The organism is Streptomyces sp. NPDC017095 (assembly GCF_044332325.1).
Lineage (GTDB): Bacteria > Actinomycetota > Actinomycetes > Streptomycetales > Streptomycetaceae > Streptomyces.
This window is the reverse complement of sequence record NZ_JBIROU010000017.1, coordinates 139,115-159,844: the sequence shown is the minus strand read 5'-3', so window position 1 is coordinate 159,844 and position 20,730 is coordinate 139,115. Positions and strand designations below refer to the sequence as shown.

The window sequence follows — 20,730 nt, the reverse complement described above, 5'->3', positions numbered from 1 at the left end:
GAGTCTTACCTCCGGCCCGGGTGCGGTCGCCCCGGCCGGCGCCGCCCGCCGGGCCCCACCGCCCGGGGGGGGCGGGCGCCCCCCGGCGCCCCCGGGGGGGGGGGCGGGCCCCGGGGCCCCCGGCGGCCGGCCCCACACGGAGAGGCCGTGCCACCCCCTCATGCCCCCTTCTCCCTCCTCCGGCCCGCTACCCCTCGACACCGCCGCCCGCCGGGTCGTCTACCTTCCTGTTCCCCGCGGCGCGACGCCGCGTGCTCGCCCGCCCCGCCGCCTCACCCGGTTTCGTCGCGGTGCGGCGGCCGGGCGATCCGCCGGGGCCGGGCGGTCACGTCACCAGGCGCAGCGATGACGCCGCGATCCCCACCCGCACGCTCTGTCCCCAGGTCAGCTCCAGGGCGTCGGCCTCCATCCCGTCCCCGAAGACCACCATCCGGTCCGACTCCACGGTCAGCCGCAGCGCTTGCCCCCGCCCCAGTTCGCCCGCGACCCTCGACGTCCCGGTCGCGGGCGACGGCCACGCCTCGCGGACGAACCACAGCAGCCGCGGCTCGCGCGGCGCCGGCAGCGGCACGGTGGCGCCGCGCTCCCGCCACAGGGAGTGGAGCCACCCGGTGGCTCCGGTGCCGGTGCCGACGAGCACCCCGGAGGAGGCCTGGGCCTCGCCCGCGTCCGTCCCGCCGCCGGTGCCCAGGCGGTAGCGGACCGTCTGGTGGCCGGGCGGACCCAGATAGACCTCGTTCAGCGCGAGCAGGCGCTGGGTGTCGTCGGCGACGGCCTCGACCATGGTCAGTTCCTCCACCTGGCCCCCGGCGGCGGTCGCGGCACGCAGCAAGGCGGCCGCGTCGGCGCGGCGGTGCCGGACCAGCACCCCCGGGTTGCGCCCCGGATCGGTGTCGATGCCCACCACCGGCTGCCCGGAGAGGTACTTCGCGGTGTTGGCGACCAGACCGTCCTGGCCGACCACGACCACCACGTCCTCCGGGGCGAACAGGAAGCGGTCCAGATCCGCCCGCTCCACCCGGGAGCTGCGCCAGGTGAGCGGCACCGCCGACGCCACGTCCCGCAGCGCCTGCCGGGTGCGGTCGTGACGGCGGGCCACCTCGTCGATCGAGCGGCCGCGCCCGGCGAGGAAGAACGCGGCCTGCCCGTGCGTCCCGTGCCGGGCGAGCAGTTCCTGGTACTCGGTCCTGCGGTGCACGAGCACCACCCGCGGTGCCAGACTCACACGTCCGCCCGGCCGTCCGGGCGCCCGATCCTGGCGAGGAGCCCGGTGAGCACGTCGGGGGAGAGCGTGACGCTCTCGATCCGCGGCAGGTTCTCCGCCAGCCGGGTCGCCGCCAGGGCGTGCAGCGTGACCGGGTCGGCCTCGCCGTGCACGGCCAGCCAGGCGGCCTGGGCCTCGGCGCGCGCCGCGCCCGTCGTGCGCGCGGCCTCGGCCTCCGCGCGGGCCAGGCGGACCTTGCGGGCCGCTTCGGCCTCGGTGCGCACGCCGTCGGCCGCCGCCTTCTCCTCGGCCTCGCGCCGTGCGTTGGTGCCGCGCTGGTCGACCAACTCCTCCTCGCGACGGGCCAGTTCGATCTGGCTGGCCAGCTCGTTCTCGGCGATGGCGCGCTCGCGTTCGACGGCGACGGCCCGCCGCTCGTAGGTGGCGCGGTCCGCCTCCTGCTGGATCTGCTCGCGGGCCGGGGTGCGCAGCGCGCGCTCCACCTCGGCCTCGGGCCGGATCGCGACCACGCGTACGGCGACCACGTCGATGCCGGTGGCCGGGAGGCGGGGCTCGGCGGCGAGACCGGCGCTGATCCGTTCGCGTACGGAGGCGACGCCGTCCACCAGCGCGACGGCCAGCGGGGTGCGGGCCAGCACGTCCAGCGTGTGCTGCTGCGCGGTCTCGGTGAGGAGGGTGGCGATCTGCTCCAGGGGCGTGCCGCGCCAGCTCCCGCTGTCCGGGTCCACGGAGAAGTCGAGCCGGTTCGCCGCCTCGGCCGGGTCGCTGATCCGGTAGGTCACGGTGGCCTGCACGGTGACGTCCTGGAAGTCGGCCGTACGAGCGTGGAACGCCATGGCCAGTTCCCGGTCGTCGACCGGTACTTCGGAGAGTGCCGCCGACAGTGACCGGTACCAGAAGCTGAGTCCCCGGCCGTCGTGGACCAGCCGGCCACGTGTGTGGTGGCGGATGTGAGCGGTGGGCGCGGAGCGCAGATGGCGCCAACCGAAGCGCCGGGTGATGTCGGCCATGACGGACCCCCTTGATTTCGTCAGGACGACGATAACGAGGAACGGCGATATCGTCAAACAGACGAGAATAGGGAACCGTCCCGGCTGGGACCATGCGTGGGTGAACTACTTCTCGTATCTCGCTCTCGGACCCGGCCATGACGGGCCGCCCGGCCCGGTGCCCCGGCGGGCCGAGCCCGGCCGGTGGCCGAAGCTGGAAGCGGCACTCACCTTGGTCAATCGCGACCTCCTGGCGACCCTGCCGGGTCAGGAGGCGCTGGTGCTGATGGCCGTCCCGCCCTGGGAGCCTTCGCAGGCGCACGGGACCGACGGCGACCAGGTCTACGTGGCGATGCCGGACGGCCGTTGGCACGGCAACCCGGTGAACGCCGTTGACCTGGAGGAGGGCGATCCGGCGGAGCCGTACGAGGCGACCACGGCCCTCGCCGTGGTCGCGGAGGCGGCGCAGGAGACCGTCACCGAACTGCTCCGGCAGGTCTGGCCGGTCTGCCGGGAACACCGGCTCGGTACGCACCCGCGTCCCGCGGGGACCACTGAGGACTGGTACCGCGGTGCGACGGACACGGCCGGTGCACCGGTGTGGTGGTGCCGGGGCGGCCGGGACGGCGCGTGCCACGACGTCGCCCCGGTGGGCGAGCTGGCCGCCGCTCTGCCGGGAAGACAGCGTCGCGCCCTGCGGCGCGCCGAGCGCGGACGAGGCGGCCGCCGATAGTCGCGGCGCCGGACCACCGCGGGCGGTCGGGGCGCAGGACCAAGGACTGCACGATGTCCCGGTGCCGATGAGGCAACCGGCCGCTGCCGGACGGTGCGGACCGGCTGCCCGCGCCGACGGGCTCCCGGCCGGAGCGGCGCGGCCCGACGAAACTCCGGCCGCCGCGACCCCGGCCGCTGGGGTGTCGGCTGCTCGGGCGCAGACCACGGCATCCGCGCCCGCCCGGGACGGCGCCGACCGTGCCGGTCCCTGCCCCGGGCCGCCGTACCGGCCGCTGCCGGACCGTACACCCCCGCCGGTTTTTCCTGTTCACTGGTGCTTCCCGGCAGCGACACGGAAGGCCCGGCTCCCGCCATGGTGTATCGACGTACGGAACGCATGAAGCGGCACGCGCAGACGAAGGAGGAGGCCTTCGTGCGCGCCGCGCACGACCTGGTGGCGCGGGAGGGCTTCGCCGGGGCGAAGGTGGCCGCGGTGGCCAGGGCGTGCGGCGTGAGCGCGGGCTCGCTCTACTCGTACTTCGGCAGCAGGGACGAGTTGCTGGCCCACGTCTTCCGGCGTGCCGCGGGGCGGGAACTGGCCGCCGTGCGCGGTGCGGTGGATGCCGCGCCCGCACATCCCGGCGCCCGGCTCGAGGCGTTCGCCGACACGTTCACGCAACGGGCCCTGCGCGGCCGGCGGCTGGCGTGGTCCCTGCTCTTCGAACCGGTCTCGCCGGTGGTGGAACGCGAACGGCTGGTGTACCGGCGCGAGTACGCGCAGTTGTGCGAGGGCGTCATCCGGGACGGCGTCGCGGCCGGGCTGTTCGCCCCGCAGAACACCGCGGTCGCGGCCAGCGCCGCCATCGGTGCCATCTCCGAGGCGCTGGTCGGCAGGCTCTCGCCGGAGATGTCGCAGAAGCCGGAGGTGCCGGACGAGCAACTGGTCGCGGAGATCCGCGGCTTCTGCCTGCGGGCCCTGGGCTGCGCGCCTTCGTGACGGCGCCGCGTGCTGCGGCGGTCTCGTTGCTTCGGCCCGGTGACCTCCGTAACATGAATTGAACGAGGATTCAGAGCTTGATCTGCGACGGGGGACCCATGCGGCACAGCGAACAAGTGGCGATGATCAAGCGTCTGCTCTCGCTGCGCGAGACGCGCCGTGACGAGAAGATGCTCGACGAAGTCGTCACGATCCCGGTGACCAAGTACACCGACGAGGCGCTCCTGGAGCGGGAGATCGGCTCCGTCTTCACCCGCTATCCGCTGGTCGCGGGACACGCCTCGGCGCTCGGCGAACCCGGTGCCTATCTCACCAGCGACTGGGACCGGTTCCCCTATGTCGTCGTCAGGGGCGAGGACGGCCGGGTCCGCGCCTTCTACAACCAGTGCCGCCACCGCGGAGCCCGCCTCGCCGCCGAGCCGACGGGGACGGTGCAGAACTTCGTCTGCCCGTTCCACGGCTGGGTCTACGGGCTCGACGGCGCCCTGAAGGGCATCACCCGGGCCCATGACTTCCCCGGCGTCAAGACGTGCGACTACGGACTGGTGGAACTGCCCGCGACGGAGGCCGGCGGCCTGATCTGGGTCGGCCGCGAGCCCGGGGGGACGCTCGACATACCGGGCTTCCTCGGGACGTTCTACGCGGATCTGGTGAACTTCGACGTGGCCTCGCTCGTTCGGTACAAGAAGACGAAGGTCGTGAAGGAGGCCAACTGGAAGCTGCTGATCAAGACGTATCTGGAGGGCTACCACGTCCCGTACCTGCACCGGGACACCCTCGCCTTCGCCTTCAAGAAGGGGGTGATCGCGCACGACGAGGACGGGCCGCACATCAGGCTGTCCGCGGCGCGCACCAACATCGGCGAGACGGCCCGGAAACCGGAAGAGGAGTGGCGCATCCTGGACTACGCCTCGGTGTACTACACGCTCTTCCCCAACACCTTCTTCATCCTGCACCCCGACTACGTGTCCATCAACACCTTCTGGCCCCTGGCACCGGACCGCACGATCTGGACCCACGAAATGCTCTACCGTGACGGCGACTTCCCCGGGTCGGCGGGGCAGAGCGCGCTGGCCAAGCGCTTCCGGTTCACCAACGACACGGTCTTCGACCAGGAGGACTTCGCCATCGCCGAGGACGTGCAGCGGCATCTGCCCCACGGAGGCAGTGACCACCACGTCCTGGGACTGGCGGAGGGTCTGCTCGCCATGTTCCAGCAGAGCATCGACGAGCGGCTCACCGGCCCGGACGCGACCACCATCTCCCCCCGAGCAACAGGACGGCACTCATCATGACCACGGACCTCGTCGGTCTCGCCCACAGCATCTTCCAGGCCCAGCCGTTCAGCAGGTTCCTGGGTGCGGAACTCGCCGCCGTGGGACCCGGCTCGGCCGAGATCCGCATCGCCAACCGGCCCGAGATCCAGCAGCAGCACGGCTTCGTGCACGGGGGAGTCCTCAGCTACCTGGCCGACAACGCGCTGACCTTCGCCGGCGGACTCGCTCTCGGCGGCGACGCGCTCACCGCCGAATACAAGATCAACTACCTGCGGCCGGCCGTGGGCGACCTCGTCGTCGCCCGCGCCGAGACGACCGCCACGACCCGGCGCCAGGCCGTGTGCGTGTGCTCGGTCTACGTCGTCTCGGGGGAGAGCGAGGAGGAGCACCTGGTCGCCGTGGCGCAGGGCACGATCATGCGGGCGGGCAAGCACGCGGACTGAGAGACGACAGGGCCGGCCGGGCACCCGGCCGGCCCATGACGCCCGGCGGTGCCGGTCACGGGCCGGTCAGCAGCTGTTCCCGCAGGACGTGCTTCTTCGTCTTGCCGGAGGGCGTACGCGGCAGCGACGGGACCACCACCAGTTCCCGGGGGATCTTGTACTTCGCCAGCCTGGTGGAGAGGAACCCGCGCAACTCCTCCAGCGTCACCGCCGAGTCGGCCTCCACCACGGCGACGACGGTCTCGCCCCACTCCGGGTGCGGCCGCCCGACGACGGCGGCGTCCCGGATCGCCGGGTGCCGTACGATCGCCTCCTCCACCTCGGCCGCGTAGACGTTCTCCCCGCCGGTGATGACGACGTCCTTGATCCGGCCGACGATGAACAGGTAGCCGTCCTCGTCCACCCGGGCGAGATCCCCGGACCGGTACCAGTCGCCCGCGAACGCGCGCTCCGTCGCCTCCGGATCGTCCAGATATCCCAGCATGCGGGTCCCCGACCGCAGCCACAGCTCCCCGGTCTCGCCGGCCCCGGCGTCCAGGCCGTCGTCCCTGACCACGCGGATGTCCACGCCCGGCATCCCGCCCGCCCCGATCGACCCGGCCTTGGCGAGCTGCTCCCGCGGGCGCAGCACGGAACCCACCGGCCCCATCTCGCTCATCCCGTACACCTGGCAGAAGCGGTCCGGGCCGTACGCCGCCTCCAGCGTCCGGACCGTCTCGGCCGCGAGCGGCGCCCCGCCGTAGGCCCACAGGCGCACGCTCGACAGGCCGAACCCGGACAGGTCGGCGCCCGGTGGAAGGGTCTTCAGCGGGGCGAGGTAGGCGATGGGAGCACCGAAGAAGGCCGTGACCCGGTGCTTGCGCACCGCTTCGAGGAAGGCGAGGGGCTGGTACTCCTTCAGCAGGACGACGGTCCCGCCCAGGTAGATCATCGACAGGAACCAGTTGTTCAGGGGCGAGGCGTGCCAGATCGGCATGGCCAGCAGGAACCGGTCGTCACGGCGCAGCCCCGCGGCGGCCGTGGTGTACGCGGGCACGGCGGACAGCCCGCGGTGCGAGTGCAGACAGCCCTTGGGCGTGCCGGTCGTCCCGGAGGTGTACAGCACCTGCGCGACGGCATCGGGCCCGACCTCCACCCCCTCCCACTCCGGCGCCCCGGCGACCAGTGTGTCGAACTCCCCGCCGCCGGTGTCGTCCGTGGTGAGCACCTCGACCTCGGGAGCGCCCTCGCGCATCCGGCCGGCCAGCTCCTGAGCGACGACGGCCGTCCGCAGCCTCGCGTGCCGTGCGAGGTACGCCAGCTCGCCCGGGGTCAGCTTGTGGTTGACCGGCACCAGCGCCGCCCCGGCCCGCCAGATCCCGAACGCGGCCACGGCGAAGGCAGGGGTGTTGTACGTCATCACCCCCACGCGATCCCCGGGCCGCACCCCGCGCTCCCGGAGCACGGCGGCGGCCCGCTTCGACGCCGCGAGCAACTCGGCGTACGTCATCGATCCCAGGTCGGACACGAGGGCCGGCTTCGCACCGCAGCCGCGGGCCGACGCCTCCAGCATCCACGTCAGGTTCACCGAACGGTTCTCCGCATCCTCGTGGGACTGCCGAGCCGGGGTCCCCACGGCTCGGCAAGGATTGAATCATTGTTCAAAACCCGGGGGAAGCTGCCACGACCGCCTTTGCGAGGACGGGGCCGCGGGAGGGCGGAGCGAACGGCCCGGACGCCCGGGACCGGCCGGGCGTACCGGGAAGCGACGGTGCGTCAGGCGCGGTCCCGGCCACCCGGGCCGGCACCGTCTTACGGTTCTCGGATGACCAGGGCCCGGCGCCCGCGCGTGTGACCGGCCTGGCTGTCGATGTGCGCGGCCGCGGCCTCGGCGAGCGGGTACGACTTCTCGACCGGGATGTGGAGCTTGCCCCGTGCGATGAGGCGGGCGGCCTCGGCGAGCGCGTCCGGCACGCTCCCGGCCACACCGGAGAACCGGACACCGAACGTGGGCGCATCGAGATCGGCGATGGAGATCACCTTCCGCGGGTCCCCGGTCAGCTCCACGAGTTCGCGGATCACGCCGGAGCCGGCCAGGTCGAGGGCCGCGTCGACCCGGCCGAGCTGCCGCACCCGCCCGGCCCAGCCCTCGCCGTACGTCGTGGCGAGGGCGCCCAGGCCGCGCAGGTAGTCCTGGTTCGCGGCTCCGGCCGTACCGATCACCGTGATGCCGCGGTCGCGGGCGATCTGCAGCACAGCCGAACCGACTCCGCCGGACGCACCGCTGACCAGCAGCGTCTGCCCGGGCCGCACACCGACCTCACGGAGGACGCGCAGCGCGGTCTCCACCACCGAGGGATACCCGGCGGCCTCTTCGAACGTCAGCCCCTCGGGCATCCGGGCCCAGGCCGACAGTACGGCGAACTCGGCATAGGTGCTGAAGCCCTCGCCGAACACGTGGTCGCCGACCGCGACCCCTTCGACGCCCTCGCCGGCCTCGTCCACCACCCCGGCGGCGTCCACCCCGACTCCGGCGGGCAGCTCGACCGGATGGGCCTTCAGGACCTGCCCTTCACGGAGTCTCCAGTCGACGGGGTTCACGCCCGCCGCCCGCACGGCGATGCGTATGCGGCCGGGGCCCGCATGGGGCTCCTCGGCATCGATGAGGCGCAACACGTCCGGACCGCCGAACTCGGCGTAGCTCACTTTCTTCATGCGGTGGACCGTAGCACTAACGGTTAGGGTTTTGAAACGACTCCAGATTCGAACTCGGTAGTGTTCCGCACCTGATAGTGTCAGCGCATGACCGTGCCGACCGGACGCCGTGAGCGCAAGAAGGCCGCGACCCGCCAGAAGATCGCCGACACCGCCCTGCGGCTCTTCCTGGAGCGCGGGTACGACGCGGTGGGCATCCGTGAAGTGGCCGCCGAGGCCGACGTGGCCGTCACCACGCTCTTCTCCCACTTCGCCTCCAAAGAGGCCCTGGTGTTCGAGCAGGATGAGGACTTCGAGCAACGCCTCACGCGGGCGGTCACCGGCCGGGCGCCGCACGAGCCGCTCATCCCCGCGCTCCGCCACGAGATTCACGCCCTGGTGCGCCATTGCACGGCGGACGGCGCCGCACCGATCTGGCGCATGATCGACGAGTCGCCCGCCCTGCGCGAGTACGAGGAGTCGATGCGGCTGCGCCACGCGGAGACGCTGGCAGCGGCCATCGCCGGCGATCCCGGACTGTCCCGGACGGCGACGGCGAGCCGGGCGATCGCCAGGTTCGTGATCGACGCCTATGCGCTGGCCCGTGAGGCGGCCGACCCGGAAGCCGCGGTGGACGAGGTCTTCCGGATGATCGAGGCGGCCTGGGCCGCCACCCACCCCTCCGGCGACTCCACCGGCGGCACCGCACCGTAGCCGGGCCCTGCCCCACGCCGTCCCGCCGTACCCCGGCCGGCGGAGCCTTGGCGGACGGGGCCCGTCGGTTGCCGGTGGCTCTGCCTCAGCGGTCGGGGCCGCTCCGTTCCCAGGCGATCCCGTAGATCCCGCCGGTGCACTTGGCGGGCATGATGTGCACGCTGTGCGAGGCGTCCAGGACCAGAGGGCGGATGTCCCGCCGTTCCGCGCCGGAGGCCTGCTTGTAGTACCCGAACACGGCCGACGGAAGACGTGCCGGATGGAAGAAGATGTGCAGGAGATACTGCCGCACCGGTACGGCCAGGGTGCGTTCGTGGTGGTCGGAGGGTGTCCAGCGCGGACCGACGTCGAGGGTGTAGCCGACGATCGCGGTGTCTCCACGGCGCAGCGGCCGCCCGAACCCGATGTCGAAGACCGCCGAACCCAGTTCCTGGCGGAACCGCAGCGTCTCCAGACGTCCGCACTGGACGGTCACCTGCACGGAAGGCGTCTCGACGTCGTCGAGGTTGTGATGGGCGGTGAGACGGCCGACCCCGTCCTGCGCGGCGCGCACCACATGGCTGACCGCGTAGCGCGCTATGCAGCCCTGCGCGTCGAGGAACACCGTCTCCTGCACGGAGAGACTGACGAGATGTTCGTTGAAGCGGTAGGCGTCGGCACCCAGCACCATTTCGAGCGGCGCCCCGGGGCTCAGGATGCGTGAGAGGGCCTCGGAGGTCTCGCCCCGCGTGCTCACGGCACGGCCCCGGGGCCGGCGGCTGGCCAGCAGGGTCTGCAATGCGCCGCGCGGCAGACCGAGGATGTGCTCGATCTCCCCGACCGCGCGCAGGGACTGCCGTCGTTCCGGCTGGCTCCTGCCGCGCTGCCAGTGGCTGAGCGTCACCGGACTCACCGAGACACCACGCTCGCCGAGGTGGTGGTGCAGCCGCTGCAACGACAGCCCGCTGGCCTTCAGCGCCGTACGGAACGCCTCGCCGAACGTGCTCGGCGCGGAGGGCTGCCCTCCCGCGGTCCGGTCCGCGGTCCCGTCCGCCGGCCCGGAACCGGTCTCTTCCGCGGCCGGCGGATGGTGCGGCTGGTTCATGGACACTCCCGGAACAGCGGTGCGGGGAAGGTCCGGCAGGGCCGCCGCCGTCGTCGGCCGCGGCCCTGCCGGGGTGGTGCACGGCGCGACCCCCGTGGGGGCGGCGGCGGGCATCCGTGGTGGTGGTGCGCGGCGAGTCCGCCGCGCCGGCGCACCGGTCGGAGCCCGCTGCCCGGGGCCGCGCCCTGCTCGACGCCGTGCCTGGGGAGACCGCGGCGCCGAGGTCCGTCACGGTACGGATCAGGCGGTGTTCAGCTTCAGGCCGTAGTAGCGCAGGGTGTCGTCCAGGGGCTGGAAGTAGGACGTGCCCTGCCCGTAGACGCCGTTGCACTGGTTGTCGGTCTGACCGCCCGAGGTCATACCCTGACCCTGGTTGCCGGAGACCCAGGGGCCGCCGCTGTCCCCGCCCAGATCGCACGTGTCGCTCAGGCCCAGGTTGGTCACCAGCGTCGCGGGCTGGCCGGGATCGGTGTACGTCACCGAGTAGTTGTAGGACTTGATGGAGCCGCAGGTCCAGTGGGAGGTGGCACCGGACTTGCAGACGTCGGAGCCGACCGCGGCGCGCTGGCTGCCCTGGACGGCGATGTTGGCGCCGTTGTTCCAGGTGCCGACCTGGGTGGCGATGGTGGTGCCGGCGTCGACGCTGGCGAGACCCATGTCGATGCTGGTCTGGCCGTGGTGGAAACGGGTGGTGGTGCCCTTGGCGAAGTGGGTGCCGTTGAAGTACAGGTCCGGCAGGGTCTCGACGCAGTGGCCTGCGGTGACCAGCACCTGCTGGCCGGAGGAGGTGCGGGCGCCGAAGCCGACCGAGCAGTAGTGGTTGCCGTAGTCCATCCGGCTGCCGGGGTAGATGCTGCCGGCCGTCGACACGGCCCTGCCCGCGTCGTGCCGCACGGTGACCGCCGAGCCGTGGGACGCGGCCCTCTTCAGGAACGCCTTGGTGCCGGCCGCCGTGGTGTCGCGCACATGGACGACGACCGTGTCCGACACGGGGTCCACACCCCAGCCCTGCACACCGGCGGGTGTGTGGATCTCGGCGTACTTGTCCAGTGCGGTCTTGACCCGGTCCAGTTCGCCCGCGCTGTGCCGGACCAGGCGGGCCCTGAGCCCCGCGGTCTCGACGTGTCGTGCCGTGTCCGGAGCCGTGACGTTCACCGTCAGCCGGCCCTCGCCGTCGAAGAAGGCCCCGCGGGCGTCGACTCCCGGGGACCGCAGACCTTCGAGGGCCGTCTGCTGCCGGGCCTGCGAGTCGAGTCTGCGCACGGCCGCCGAGTCGCTGATGCCGAGGGACGCGGCGAGGGCGTGCACCATCTGCTTCTGGTAACGGCCGTTCGAGGCGGAGGAGGCCGGGGATTCCGCGGCGGTGGCGCCATGAGCCGAGAGGGCACCGGCGGATATGAGCAATGCCGCTGCCGCGGCCCCTGAGACCAGGGTCGAGCGTAGACGTAGCACCTTGTCTCCATTTCCGGACAGCCGCCGACGGCGGCATGTGGGGGGAAGTGCGGATTACGGCCGGGGAGTCGCCGTCGAACCCGCAGGAGAACCTTCCTTGCGTATGCGTGTCCCTGACAAGGTCGAGGAAAGGTGCAAAAATTAACAGAACCGCGGCTAACTGTTTCTGATGGCGCCTCAACAGCGGCGATGCGAGCACCTGCGGAACTTCATCAGGGCGCCGGGGAACCGGATACCAGCGGTGACCAAAAGAGGCGAACCCTGATTCTTGTGGTTGTCCTGAAGAAAACCGCGCCGAATGCCACCAAGGGACCGCCCCGGGTGCCACCGGCGAGATGCGGCGGGCGGGGTCTGCGTCGATCGTGGGAAGGGCCGAAGCATTGCCACCGCGGTAGAGACCGGAGAATGTGATCATGGACAAGTCGCGACTGATCGAAATCACCGCGCGCCGTGCCGCCGAACACCCGGGCGGCCGGCAGTTCGCCGAGCAGGACATCGGCCACGTCCTCGACACGCTCTTCGGCACCACGGAGCACCCCGGCACGATCGCGGAGGCGCTCAGGGACCAGCAGACCGTCGTCCTCGGCAGTTTCGGCAGTTTCCACGCCGACGACGGCACGGCGGCGTTCCGGCCGGGCAAGGCCCTCACCGAGTACCTCCGCGGCGAGACGGGCTGAGCCCGGCACGTACCGCACCCGCTGCGCCGGCACCGCCCGCTCCGTGAGGTGCCGGTCCGCTGGGGCGTGGGCGGCGGGGTGCCGAAGCGGGCGCTGCCGCGCGCCGCTCCGGCGAGGAGACCGGACGGCCCAGCCGGTCAGTTGATGCGCTTGGCGACCACGGAGTTGTCGGGGAACGCCGAGCTGGCGGCACCGTTCCACCGGACGTTGAGCGTCCAGGAGCTGTTCGACAGCGGCGTGGCGAACACCGAGGGCGTCGAGGCCGACGGCGCGAGCCTGCCGGTCGGGTGGCGCCACCCGTCGAAGGTGCGGCCCCCGTCGGAGGAGGTGCTCTCCCATACGTACCCGTCGTTCCCGACGCAGGCGATCATGACCCGCTGCTGCTCCGCGTACCCCGGCTGTCCGGGAGCGACCACGGTGGTCTGATCGCCCAGACGGGCCGCGGTCACACCGGTGGCGCACTCGGCTCCGCCGTTCACCTCCGTCACGTTCGAGACCCCGCCCGTCGTGGGGTCGGAGGTGAGCCGCCAGACGTGGTGGTCGCTTCCCGTGACGAAGCTGCGGTAGACCGAGCGGTAGTACTCCGTGCCGTAGACGGCGATCTGGCCGTCTCCCTCGATGTCCACGTGGTTGGTGCCGAGGACCGCGTGGGTGTCCACCGTCCAGCCCCTGGACGACAGGGTTCCGCTGTAGTTCCGCAGGAAGGTGTAACTGATCTGCCGGTTGGCGTTCGGCGCCTCGATCATGAGGTCACCGGTGGCCGAGCTGACGGTGAGCAGGGGGCTGCCGATCGCCCTCGCGCCCTCGGGCAGCCGGGTCCACGGTGTCCAGAGGTTCGCGGATCCGCTGTTCACCTGGCTGTACCAGATCTCACCGTCCAGGCCCCTGATGACGGCCATCGCGCGGCCCCGCGGGAAGTCGACGATGCGCGGGGGCGAGGTGGTCCGGGTCGCGGCGAAGCCTCCGAGGGGATGCCAGGTGCCGCCGTTGTAGCGGAACCAGACGTTGTTGTCCGTGCCGCGGGCCACGTCGTAGGTGGCGCCGCCGATCGCCACCGAGTACACGGCGGACAGGACTCTGGACTGGCCGCCGTCGAAGCTGACCCACTCCGACTCGGCGGCCTGCGCGGGACTCGCCGTACCGGCCAGCAGCAGGAGGCAGCCCGCCACCCCGGCCATGACGGTGCGCAGGCCACGCAAGGGTGACCTCTGGAAATGTGACATGACGGACCTCTCCGCTGGATTGCCCTGTGCGGGAAAGGGTCACATCACGGTGCCTCCGCCGTTTTCCTCACCGTGCACCGACCGCGTGCCGGCAGCGCACACGGAGCTCGCTCGTCACGTACCGCACCGGCCCTGCGGGCCGCTCGGGTCAGTGACCGGCGCCGGGCTTGCGCCACACCGAGACGTGCTTCGTGGCCTCCTGGGTGAACGGCGTCCCGTCCCAGTCCGCGACGCGGCGTTCCGGTTCGAGCCCGGCGATCCGGGCCATCAGGTCGAGTTCGGCCGGCCAGGCGTACCGGTGCCGGGAGGCCTCACGACGGTAGCGGCCGTCGTCGCCGTCGCGGGTGAAGTGGTGCGAGACGAGGATCTGCCGGACCAGGTCGAAGGTGTCGAAGCCGAGGTGGCGCTCGGAGACGTCGAACGGCACCGCGACCTGGCCGGGCGGCAGGAACCGCAGCGGCGGCAAGCCCAGTTCGACGACGAACCGGCCACCGGGCCGCAGGTGACGTGCGGCGTTGCGGAAGCACTCGACCTGCTCGTCCTGTGTCAGCAGGTTCGAGAGGGTGTTGTAGACGAGGTACACCAGGGCGAACTCGCCCGGGACGACGGTGGTGGCCATGTCGCCGACGGTCACCGGGAGCGTGTCCGCGTCGACCTTGCGCCGCAGGACCGCCGCCATGTGCTCGGACAGCTCGATACCGGCGACCGGCACGCCACGCTCCCGGAGCGGGACGCCCACCCGTCCGGTGCCGATGGCGAACTCCAGCGCCCGGCCGTCCCCGGCCAGCTCGGCGAGGAAGGCGACGGTCGGTCCGAGGACGGCGGCCGAGGACATCCCCGTCTCCTCGGCGTCGTACCGTTCGGCGGTCGCACGGTCCCACAGCTCACTGCTCGTCATATCGGGTCACTGTGCCGGGTGTCGGGCGACGTTGTCGAAGCCTTTGTTTCCGGGCGGGGGAGGGGAGCACGGCGGCTCGGGTTGTGCTCCGTCCGTTCACCTGGACAGGTCGCAGTGTCATGCCGACGATCTTATGAACCCGGGACGCAACGACAGCCGCGGATTCCGTCGTCACCGGAGACCACGCCTGTCCGGTCTCCTGCCGGAGGCCGTTGCTCGCCGGGACCCACAGCGACGTCGCCGCGCCGCTGGCCTCCCCCGCGTGCTGGGGCGGCCGGCTTGCAGACGACTCAAGACAGTGATGTGCGTCGGGGCTCAACTCGGTAATCCGTAGCGGAATGGCGGGTGGATTGGTCCGGGGTTTTTCTCCACCTGGTCGGGTGCGGGACCAATCCGTCCGGTGCGCAGAACCGGATTCCCCCCGTGAGGGACGAAGAGAAGGATCAGCGAGTACGGCCGGGCCGGCAGCGGCTGGCGCTGGGTGCGCTGAGCGGGGTGCTGGCCGGCTTCGCCGCGCTGGCGGTGGCCGAACTGGCCGCCGCGGCGGTGCGTCCGCAGTCCGGTCCGGTCATCGCGGTGGGCGGCGCGTCCATCGACGCCACGCCCGCGCCGGTCAAGGACTGGGCGATCCGCCACTTCGGCACCGACGACAAGCTGGTGCTGCAACTCGGCATCGTGGCCGTGCTCGCCGTGCTGGCTCTGGCACCGGGTGTGCTGGCGCTGCGGTCTCGGCGGGGCGGAGCGGCCGGGGTCCTTCTCTTCGGCCTGGTCGGGGCGCTGGCCGCCGTCGGCCGGCCCGATTCCATCGGCGGCGCCGACGCGTTGCCCTCCGCGGTCGGAGCGCTTGCCGGGGCCCTGCTCCTGTACGTCCTTGTGGGCCGACTGAGCGCGGTGAGGCGGTCATCAGCGCCGGTAGCCGGGTCCGTGACGGAGGAAGCGGGAGACGCGCTGGGTGCGGGCAAGGGATGGGACCGGCGGGGATTCGTCCTGGCGGCCGGTTCCGCCGCGGCGGCTTCCGCTGCGGTGGGGGCGGCCGGCCGGTCCCTGAACGCCTCGCGCGGCCAGGACGCGATCGCCTCCCGTGAGAAGGTCGTGCTGCCCGCGGCCGGGTCACCGGCGCGACCGGTGCCCAAGAGGGCGGTGTCGCGCGTCCCGGGAGCGAGTCCCTTCTTCACCCCGAACGACGACTTCTACCGGGTGGACACCGCCCTCGTGGTGCCCAGAGTGGACGCCACCGCCTGGCGGCTGCGCGTTCACGGCATGGGCGTACGCCGTCCTGCCACCTACTCCTTCGACGACCTGCTGCACAGGGAGCTGATCGAGCGGGACATCACCCTGACCTGTGTCTCCAACGAGGTCGGCGGCCCCTACGTGGGCAACGCCCGCTGGACCGGCGTACGGCTGGCCGACCTGCTCGCCGAATGCGGGGTCGAGCCCCCGTCCCGGGGAGGCCCGGCGGATCAGCTGGTGTCGCGTTCCGTGGACGGCATGACGATCGGCAGCCCGGTCGAGGACGTCATGGACGGCCGGGACGGGATGCTCGCCCTCGGCATGAACGGCGAGCCGCTCCCCTTCGCCCACGGCTTCCCCGTGCGCATGGTCGTCCCCGGCCTGTACGGATTCGTGTCGGCCTGCAAGTGGATCGAGGACATCGAGCTGACCACGTTCGATTCCTACGATCCCTACTGGGTCAAGCGCGGCTGGGCCCGCCGGGCCCCGGTCAAGACCGAGTCGCGGATCGACACTCCCAAGCCCTTCGCCCGGCCCCGGGCCGGCACGGTGATGGTGGCCGGGGTCGCCTGGGCCCCGCACCGGGGCATCGGCGAGGTCGAGGTCCGCATCGACGACGGCCCCTGGCAGGAAGCCCATCTGGCCGCCGAGGACACCCGCGACACCTGGCGCCAGTGGTCGCTTCCCTGGCAGGCCACCCCGGGCGGCCACACCCTCACCGTGCGCGCCACCGACCGCACCGGCGCCGCGCAGACCGGCGAACGCACCCGCACGATCCCCGACGGCGCCAGCGGATGGCACACCGTCGTGGTGACCGTCGAATGATCACCCGGCCCCACAAGGGCCCCCGAGTCCCGTCGAAGGATCACCCGGCTCCCAAGGCCCCTCGAGCCCCTTTCCGAACCGCGAACGCAGCGGCATCACGCCGCACCTTTCCCCAGGAGAACATGATGAACACCCGTATCCGCCGTACCGCCGGTCTCCTCGCCGCGGCCGCCGTACTGCCCCTGGCCCTGACCGCCTGCTCCAACGACACCGGTGACTCGGACAAGTCCGACTCCGCGGACAAGTCATCGGCTACGGCCACGGAGCACAGCGACGGCATGGGCGACTCGACGGCGTCCACGAGCAGCATGGACCAGCCCTTCGGTCCCGCCTGTTCCTCCGTGCCGAAGGACGGTGCCGGCTCCTTCGACGGCATGGCCGAGGACCCGGTCGCCACCGCCGCCTCCCACAACCCCGCACTGTCGACCCTCGTGACGGCGGTGAAGAAGGCCGGGCTGTTGGACACCCTCAACAACGCGCAGGACATCACCGTGTTCGCGCCGACCAACGACGCCTTCAAGAAAATCCCGGAGGACACCCTGGACAAGGTCCTGAACGACAAGGCGATGCTGACGAAGGTCCTCACCTACCACGTCGTAGGCCGGAAGCTCACGCCGGAGAACCTCCAGAACGGCTCCTTCGCCACGCTGGAGAAGTCCAAGGTCACGACCTCCGGCTCGGACGAGACCTACACCGTCAACGACTCCGCCGCGGTCGTCTGCGGCAACGTCAAGACCGCCAACGCCCACGTCTACATCATCGACACCGTCCTGATGCCGAAGAGCTGACACACCGGGGGTCAAGGGCGCGCCGCGTCCGCTCGGTCCCCCGTCGGAGAGCTGGTCCGCGGACCTCAGGGTCTGCGGATCAGCTCTCCCCGCTTGTCGTTCATCCGTCCAGAGGGGGCCGGCACCAGCGGGCCGCGTGGGAGACCGTCCGCCGGCGGGCTCCCACGCGCAGGCGCATGCTCACGCCGGAACGCCCAGCAGCGCCACCGGAGTCGAGGTCGGCTGCTTCGATCCGCCCGCCGGCTCCACCGTGATGCCGACGCCCGAGGCGCCGTCGACCGCTCCCCGCAGGAGAACGGCCTGGCTGCCGCGCCCGGGGTCCATCAGGCCGGCCGCGCGCATCTTCCCGCCGTCCGCGAACCACAGCTGGTACACCTTGCCGTGCGGCGGTGCCGCCATCTCGGACACCACGAACACGGCCCGGTCCCGGCTGGCGGAGACCACCAGCGTGCCCGTACCGCCCGCCACGTCCGCCGAGCGTGACTGGGCATCGGGCGCGGCCAGCACTCCCGCCAGGTCCTGGGCGTGCCGCCGCGCCTGCGCGGCCTCGTGCCGAGCGTCCTGGGCGCGCTCGTACTGCCATACGGCGGTCCCGCCGAACGCGGCAGCGGCGGCCACACTGACGGCCAGCGCCCACCGGACCACGCGGCCTCCCCGCCGCCCGCCACGGCGTACCCGCTCCAGCGGCGCGGCACCGGGCGGCACCTGCCGCACGGTGCTGACCCGCCGCAACACCTGCTCCCGCATGACGGGCCGCGTGCGCACCGTGGAGGCCAGCGCCAGGCGTCCGGCGGTCGCGGTGAACTCGGCGACCTCCTGCGCGCAGGCGTCGCACTCGGCCAAGTGCCGTTCGAAGGCGGTACGTTCCTCACCGCGCAGCGCGTCCACGGCGTAGGCGCCGGTCAGAGCGTGCGGATCGCTCGTGGTCACGCGGTCACCCCCAGGCAGTCGCGGAGCCGGATGAGTCCGTCGCGCAGCCGGGTCTTCACCGTGCCGAGCGGCACCGCCAGCGCCTCGGCGACCTCGCGGTAGGTCAGGCCCCGGTAGTAGGCGAGTGTGACCGACTGGCGCTGCAACTCGGTCAGGGTGCGCAGACAGCGCCGTACCTGCTCCTGCTCCAGCCGCGTCTCGACCTGCTCGGTCACCTCGTCGTAGGCCGGTTGGTGCTGGAGCAGCGCGGCCTTGGTGTCACGGGCCGCGGCGGCTTCCGCCGACCGGACCCGGTCGACCGCCCGCCGATGGGCGAGGGTGAGGATCCAGTTGAGGGCCGTGCCGCGCTCGGGCCGGTAGCGCGGAGCCGTGCGCCACACCTCCACCAGCACCTCCTGCGCCACCTCCTCCGACTGCGCCCGATCCCGCAGTACGGCCCGGGCGACACCGAGGACGGAGCCGGCCACGGCGTCGTAGACCGCGGCGAAAGCCTCCTGATCACCCAGCGCCACCGCGTGGACCAGCTGTTGCAGGTCAGGTTTGGCAGTCGGTTTACCGCCGATATATACAGGTTCCTTCACAATGGCTCTCCCAGAGGCGCGGCGGGGCGAAACAGCCCCGTGTAATCCGGGGCCCCGCGAGCTGCGGATTGGTCGCCCGGCACGCTTCACCTCCGCGGCGCGCCGGCTGGAGAGGACGTGATGGGACGGGGCGAGCAGCCGGCTCGCTCCCCGGCCGCCGTCTCGGACGCGGGTGCCGGCACCGGCGGCTACGCGATCGTGCCGCACCGCTTGGTCCAGCCCGACCAGGCCACCTGCACTGCGATGCCGGCCAGGGTACAGGCCCCCCGCCGGCGATGCCCTTTCACCTGCACGGCGCCGCCGCGTTGCAGCACGAGACCTGCTGCACCAGCAGCACCCGTGTGCCGTCTGGGTGCCGGCCTCGCAGTCGACCACTGTGCAGCACCGCCCACCGCCCTCGCGCTGCACTGTGCAGCGGGATGCAGCAGCGCCTGATGGTCTGGGGCGCTGCACCGGTGCTCGGGAGGCTCCTACGCCTCAACGTACGCGACGATGCTGATCTGTCGAAGGGCCGTGACGTAGTAGATGACGCGGACCCCGTCGACGTAGTCGCGCAGCAGGGGATCGGGCACCGGCGTGCCCAGCTCGGGTCCACCGGGGTCTTCTCGGAGGACCGGGTCAGTGTCAGTCCAGGTCCCCGGTGGCCTGGAGGCGGCGCAGGGCCAGGATCAGATTGCCGCTGCCGAACGTCGCGAGCGCGGCGACGCCCCACAGGGTCGCCGCGACACCGGCCCGGTCCAGGACAACGCCCGCGGCCAGGAAGCCCAGCGGCCCGGCCAGGGTGCTGATCGTGACCACGGCCTGCAACACCTTGGGCCCGAAGCCGTCCGGCAGCCGGGCGGAGAGCAGGCCCATCAGCGGCGCGTTCGCCAGGGGCGCGGCGGCCGATGACAGGCCGACGGCGACGACGAGCACACCGGCCGGCACGGGCACCAGGAGCGTCCACAGGGGCAGAGCGACGCAGACCAGAGCCGTACAGGCGAGTCGTACGGGGGCGATGCGTGCCGCCAGCACATAGGCGGCCACCGAGCCCACCACGCCACCGGCGCCATCGGCGGCGATCAGCAGGCCGCCGACCCTGGCGTCCCCCCCGAACCGGGCGAACGCCAGCACCGGCATGGTGATCATCAGGCTCCGCAGCATCAGCCCGAACACCACGGTGGACAGCATCGCCCGGCTCAGGAACCAGTCGCCGCACAGATGCCGCACCCCCGCCCACAGGCCGCGGGGCCCGGCCGCGGACCCTGCGGCCCCGCCACCCCCTGCCGGGACGCGGCGCAGCAGCAGCAACCCGGAGAAGGCGAACGTGGCCGCGTCCAGCCACACCACCGATGTGGTCCCCACCAGCGGGATCAGCGCGCCCGCGAGCGCCGGTCCGGCGAACGCCGAGCCGTTCTGCACACCTGCCAGCGCGCTGTTGGCGCGGGCCAGAGAGCGGGCGTGCGGGCTCAGCAGTTCCATCGCCAGCACCCGCTGTGCCGCGTGGTACGGAACGGCCAGCGCCCCGAGCGCCGCGACGATCGCCACGAGGACGGCCAGGTTGAGCGCGCCCAGGGTCTGCAGCAGCGGGATCAGCGCCACCACCGGAGCGCGGGCGAGATCGGAGACGACCATGGTCCGGCGGGCGCCCAGGCGCTGGATGACCTCTCCGCCCGCGAAGCCGAGCAGCGCCATGGGCAGCACCTGGGCCGCGAAGACCAGGCCCGCCCGGGTGGCCGAGCCGGTGGTCTCCAGCACCAGCCAGGGCAGCGCGAGCATGGTCATCTGGGTGCCCAACGCCGTTACGGCGCCCGCGACATAGACCGCCGTCAGCGCACGGCTCGGCCTGCCACCCGGTGTGCCGTTCGGCGCTGCGCCGGGTGGGACGGGGGCTGCGCCGGGCCGGGTCTCCGCGATCGTCATCGGGTCGCCCCTTTCTCCTTGGTGGGTCAGGGCCATGTGGTCGCTCCCGCACCCTGTCGCCCACCCACCGTCCGGTGCCAGGGAAGGACCGGCAGCAGCTCACTGCCG

19 protein-coding genes are annotated in these 20,730 nt (G+C 72.2%); 8 read left to right on the top strand and 11 right to left on the bottom strand.

Annotated elements, in window-relative coordinates; translation table 11 throughout:
* Positions 1-325: 325 nt before the first annotated feature.
* Together ACH4OA_RS28990 and ACH4OA_RS28985 are read right to left on the bottom strand one after the other, a co-directional pair.
* A complete protein-coding gene (locus ACH4OA_RS28990; protein WP_397948451.1) occupies positions 326-1,225 on the bottom strand; it encodes a hypothetical protein in 900 nt (299 codons plus the stop codon).
* Positions 1,222-2,235: an SPFH domain-containing protein gene (locus tag ACH4OA_RS28985; protein WP_397972045.1), complete on the bottom strand. Its 1,014-nt coding sequence runs from the start codon at positions 2,233-2,235 to the stop codon at positions 1,222-1,224. The genes ACH4OA_RS28990 and ACH4OA_RS28985 overlap by 4 nt, the downstream gene beginning before the upstream one ends.
* 100 nt (positions 2,236-2,335) lie before the next feature.
* Here ACH4OA_RS28985 and ACH4OA_RS28980 point away from each other — a divergent pair, with 100 nt between their 5' ends.
* The 4 genes from ACH4OA_RS28980 (at position 2,336) to ACH4OA_RS28965 (ending at position 5,645) form a co-directional block, all read left to right on the top strand.
* Positions 2,336-2,947, top strand: a complete 612-nt coding sequence (locus ACH4OA_RS28980) for a hypothetical protein (RefSeq protein ID WP_397972042.1) — start codon at positions 2,336-2,338, stop codon at positions 2,945-2,947.
* 378 nt (positions 2,948-3,325) lie between these two features.
* Entirely contained in the window at positions 3,326-3,925 is a 600-nt protein-coding gene (locus ACH4OA_RS28975; RefSeq protein WP_397972039.1) for a TetR/AcrR family transcriptional regulator, read from the top strand.
* Positions 3,926-4,023: 98 nt separating this feature from the next.
* A complete protein-coding gene (locus ACH4OA_RS28970; RefSeq protein ID WP_397972036.1) occupies positions 4,024-5,220 on the top strand; it encodes an aromatic ring-hydroxylating dioxygenase subunit alpha in 1,197 nt (398 codons plus the stop codon).
* A complete protein-coding gene (locus tag ACH4OA_RS28965) occupies positions 5,217-5,645 on the top strand; it encodes a PaaI family thioesterase (RefSeq protein ID WP_397940088.1) in 429 nt (142 codons plus the stop codon). The genes ACH4OA_RS28970 and ACH4OA_RS28965 overlap by 4 nt, the downstream gene beginning before the upstream one ends.
* Before the next feature lie 55 nt (positions 5,646-5,700).
* Here the strand turns inward: ACH4OA_RS28965 and ACH4OA_RS28960 are convergent, their stop codons facing one another.
* Positions 5,701-7,212 carry a class I adenylate-forming enzyme family protein gene (locus ACH4OA_RS28960; RefSeq protein WP_397948454.1) on the bottom strand — a complete coding sequence of 504 codons (1,512 nt, stop codon included), beginning with the start codon at positions 7,210-7,212 and terminating at the stop codon, positions 5,701-5,703.
* 224 nt (positions 7,213-7,436) lie between these two features.
* Entirely contained in the window at positions 7,437-8,339 is a 903-nt protein-coding gene (locus ACH4OA_RS28955; protein WP_397972034.1) for an NADP-dependent oxidoreductase, read from the bottom strand.
* An 87-nt stretch (positions 8,340-8,426) separates the two neighbouring features.
* Here ACH4OA_RS28955 and ACH4OA_RS28950 point away from each other — a divergent pair, with 87 nt between their 5' ends.
* Positions 8,427-9,032, top strand: coding sequence for a TetR/AcrR family transcriptional regulator (locus ACH4OA_RS28950; RefSeq protein ID WP_397948456.1), 606 nt, complete (start codon positions 8,427-8,429; stop codon positions 9,030-9,032).
* A gap of 85 nt (positions 9,033-9,117) precedes the next feature.
* Here the strand turns inward: ACH4OA_RS28950 and ACH4OA_RS28945 are convergent, their stop codons facing one another.
* Both ACH4OA_RS28945 and ACH4OA_RS28940 read right to left on the bottom strand, forming a co-directional pair.
* Positions 9,118-10,116 (bottom strand): multiprotein-bridging factor 1 family protein, encoded by a 999-nt coding sequence (locus ACH4OA_RS28945; RefSeq protein ID WP_397972031.1) that lies wholly within the window; start codon positions 10,114-10,116, stop codon positions 9,118-9,120.
* Positions 10,117-10,356: 240 nt separating this feature from the next.
* The gene (locus tag ACH4OA_RS28940) at positions 10,357-11,427 is read right to left on the bottom strand and encodes a S1 family peptidase (RefSeq protein ID WP_397972028.1); all 1,071 of its coding nucleotides are present in this window, start codon (positions 11,425-11,427) and stop codon (positions 10,357-10,359) included.
* Positions 11,428-11,981: 554 nt separating this feature from the next.
* Here ACH4OA_RS28940 and ACH4OA_RS28935 point away from each other — a divergent pair.
* Complete coding sequence (locus ACH4OA_RS28935) at positions 11,982-12,245, top strand: hypothetical protein (RefSeq protein WP_365884250.1); 264 nt, start codon at positions 11,982-11,984, stop codon at positions 12,243-12,245.
* Between the two features lie 137 nt (positions 12,246-12,382).
* Here the strand turns inward: ACH4OA_RS28935 and ACH4OA_RS28930 are convergent, their stop codons facing one another.
* Positions 12,383-13,468 carry a hypothetical protein gene (locus ACH4OA_RS28930; protein ID WP_397972025.1) on the bottom strand — a complete coding sequence of 362 codons (1,086 nt, stop codon included), beginning with the start codon at positions 13,466-13,468 and terminating at the stop codon, positions 12,383-12,385.
* 148 nt (positions 13,469-13,616) lie between these two features.
* Positions 13,617-14,366: a class I SAM-dependent DNA methyltransferase gene (locus ACH4OA_RS28925; RefSeq protein WP_397972023.1), complete on the bottom strand. Its 750-nt coding sequence runs from the start codon at positions 14,364-14,366 to the stop codon at positions 13,617-13,619.
* A 423-nt stretch (positions 14,367-14,789) separates the two neighbouring features.
* Here ACH4OA_RS28925 and ACH4OA_RS28920 point away from each other — a divergent pair, with 423 nt between their 5' ends.
* Together ACH4OA_RS28920 and ACH4OA_RS28915 are read left to right on the top strand one after the other, a co-directional pair.
* Complete coding sequence (locus tag ACH4OA_RS28920) at positions 14,790-16,421, top strand: molybdopterin-dependent oxidoreductase (RefSeq protein ID WP_397972020.1); 1,632 nt, start codon at positions 14,790-14,792, stop codon at positions 16,419-16,421.
* Positions 16,422-16,546: 125 nt separating this feature from the next.
* Complete coding sequence (locus ACH4OA_RS28915) at positions 16,547-17,209, top strand: fasciclin domain-containing protein (RefSeq protein WP_397972105.1); 663 nt, start codon at positions 16,547-16,549, stop codon at positions 17,207-17,209.
* A 180-nt stretch (positions 17,210-17,389) separates the two neighbouring features.
* On the opposite strand, the gene ACH4OA_RS28910 is transcribed toward ACH4OA_RS28915, so the two are convergent.
* The 3 genes from ACH4OA_RS28910 to ACH4OA_RS28900 form a co-directional block, all read right to left on the bottom strand.
* Positions 17,390-18,139, bottom strand: coding sequence for an anti-sigma factor domain-containing protein (locus tag ACH4OA_RS28910; RefSeq protein WP_397972017.1), 750 nt, complete (start codon positions 18,137-18,139; stop codon positions 17,390-17,392).
* Positions 18,136-18,720 carry a sigma-70 family RNA polymerase sigma factor gene (locus ACH4OA_RS28905; RefSeq protein WP_397940054.1) on the bottom strand — a complete coding sequence of 195 codons (585 nt, stop codon included), beginning with the start codon at positions 18,718-18,720 and terminating at the stop codon, positions 18,136-18,138. Before ACH4OA_RS28905 ends, ACH4OA_RS28910 begins: the two co-directional genes overlap by 4 nt.
* Before the next feature lie 624 nt (positions 18,721-19,344).
* Positions 19,345-20,622: an MFS transporter gene (locus ACH4OA_RS28900; protein WP_397940049.1), complete on the bottom strand. Its 1,278-nt coding sequence runs from the start codon at positions 20,620-20,622 to the stop codon at positions 19,345-19,347.
* Positions 20,623-20,730 lie beyond the last annotated feature (108 nt).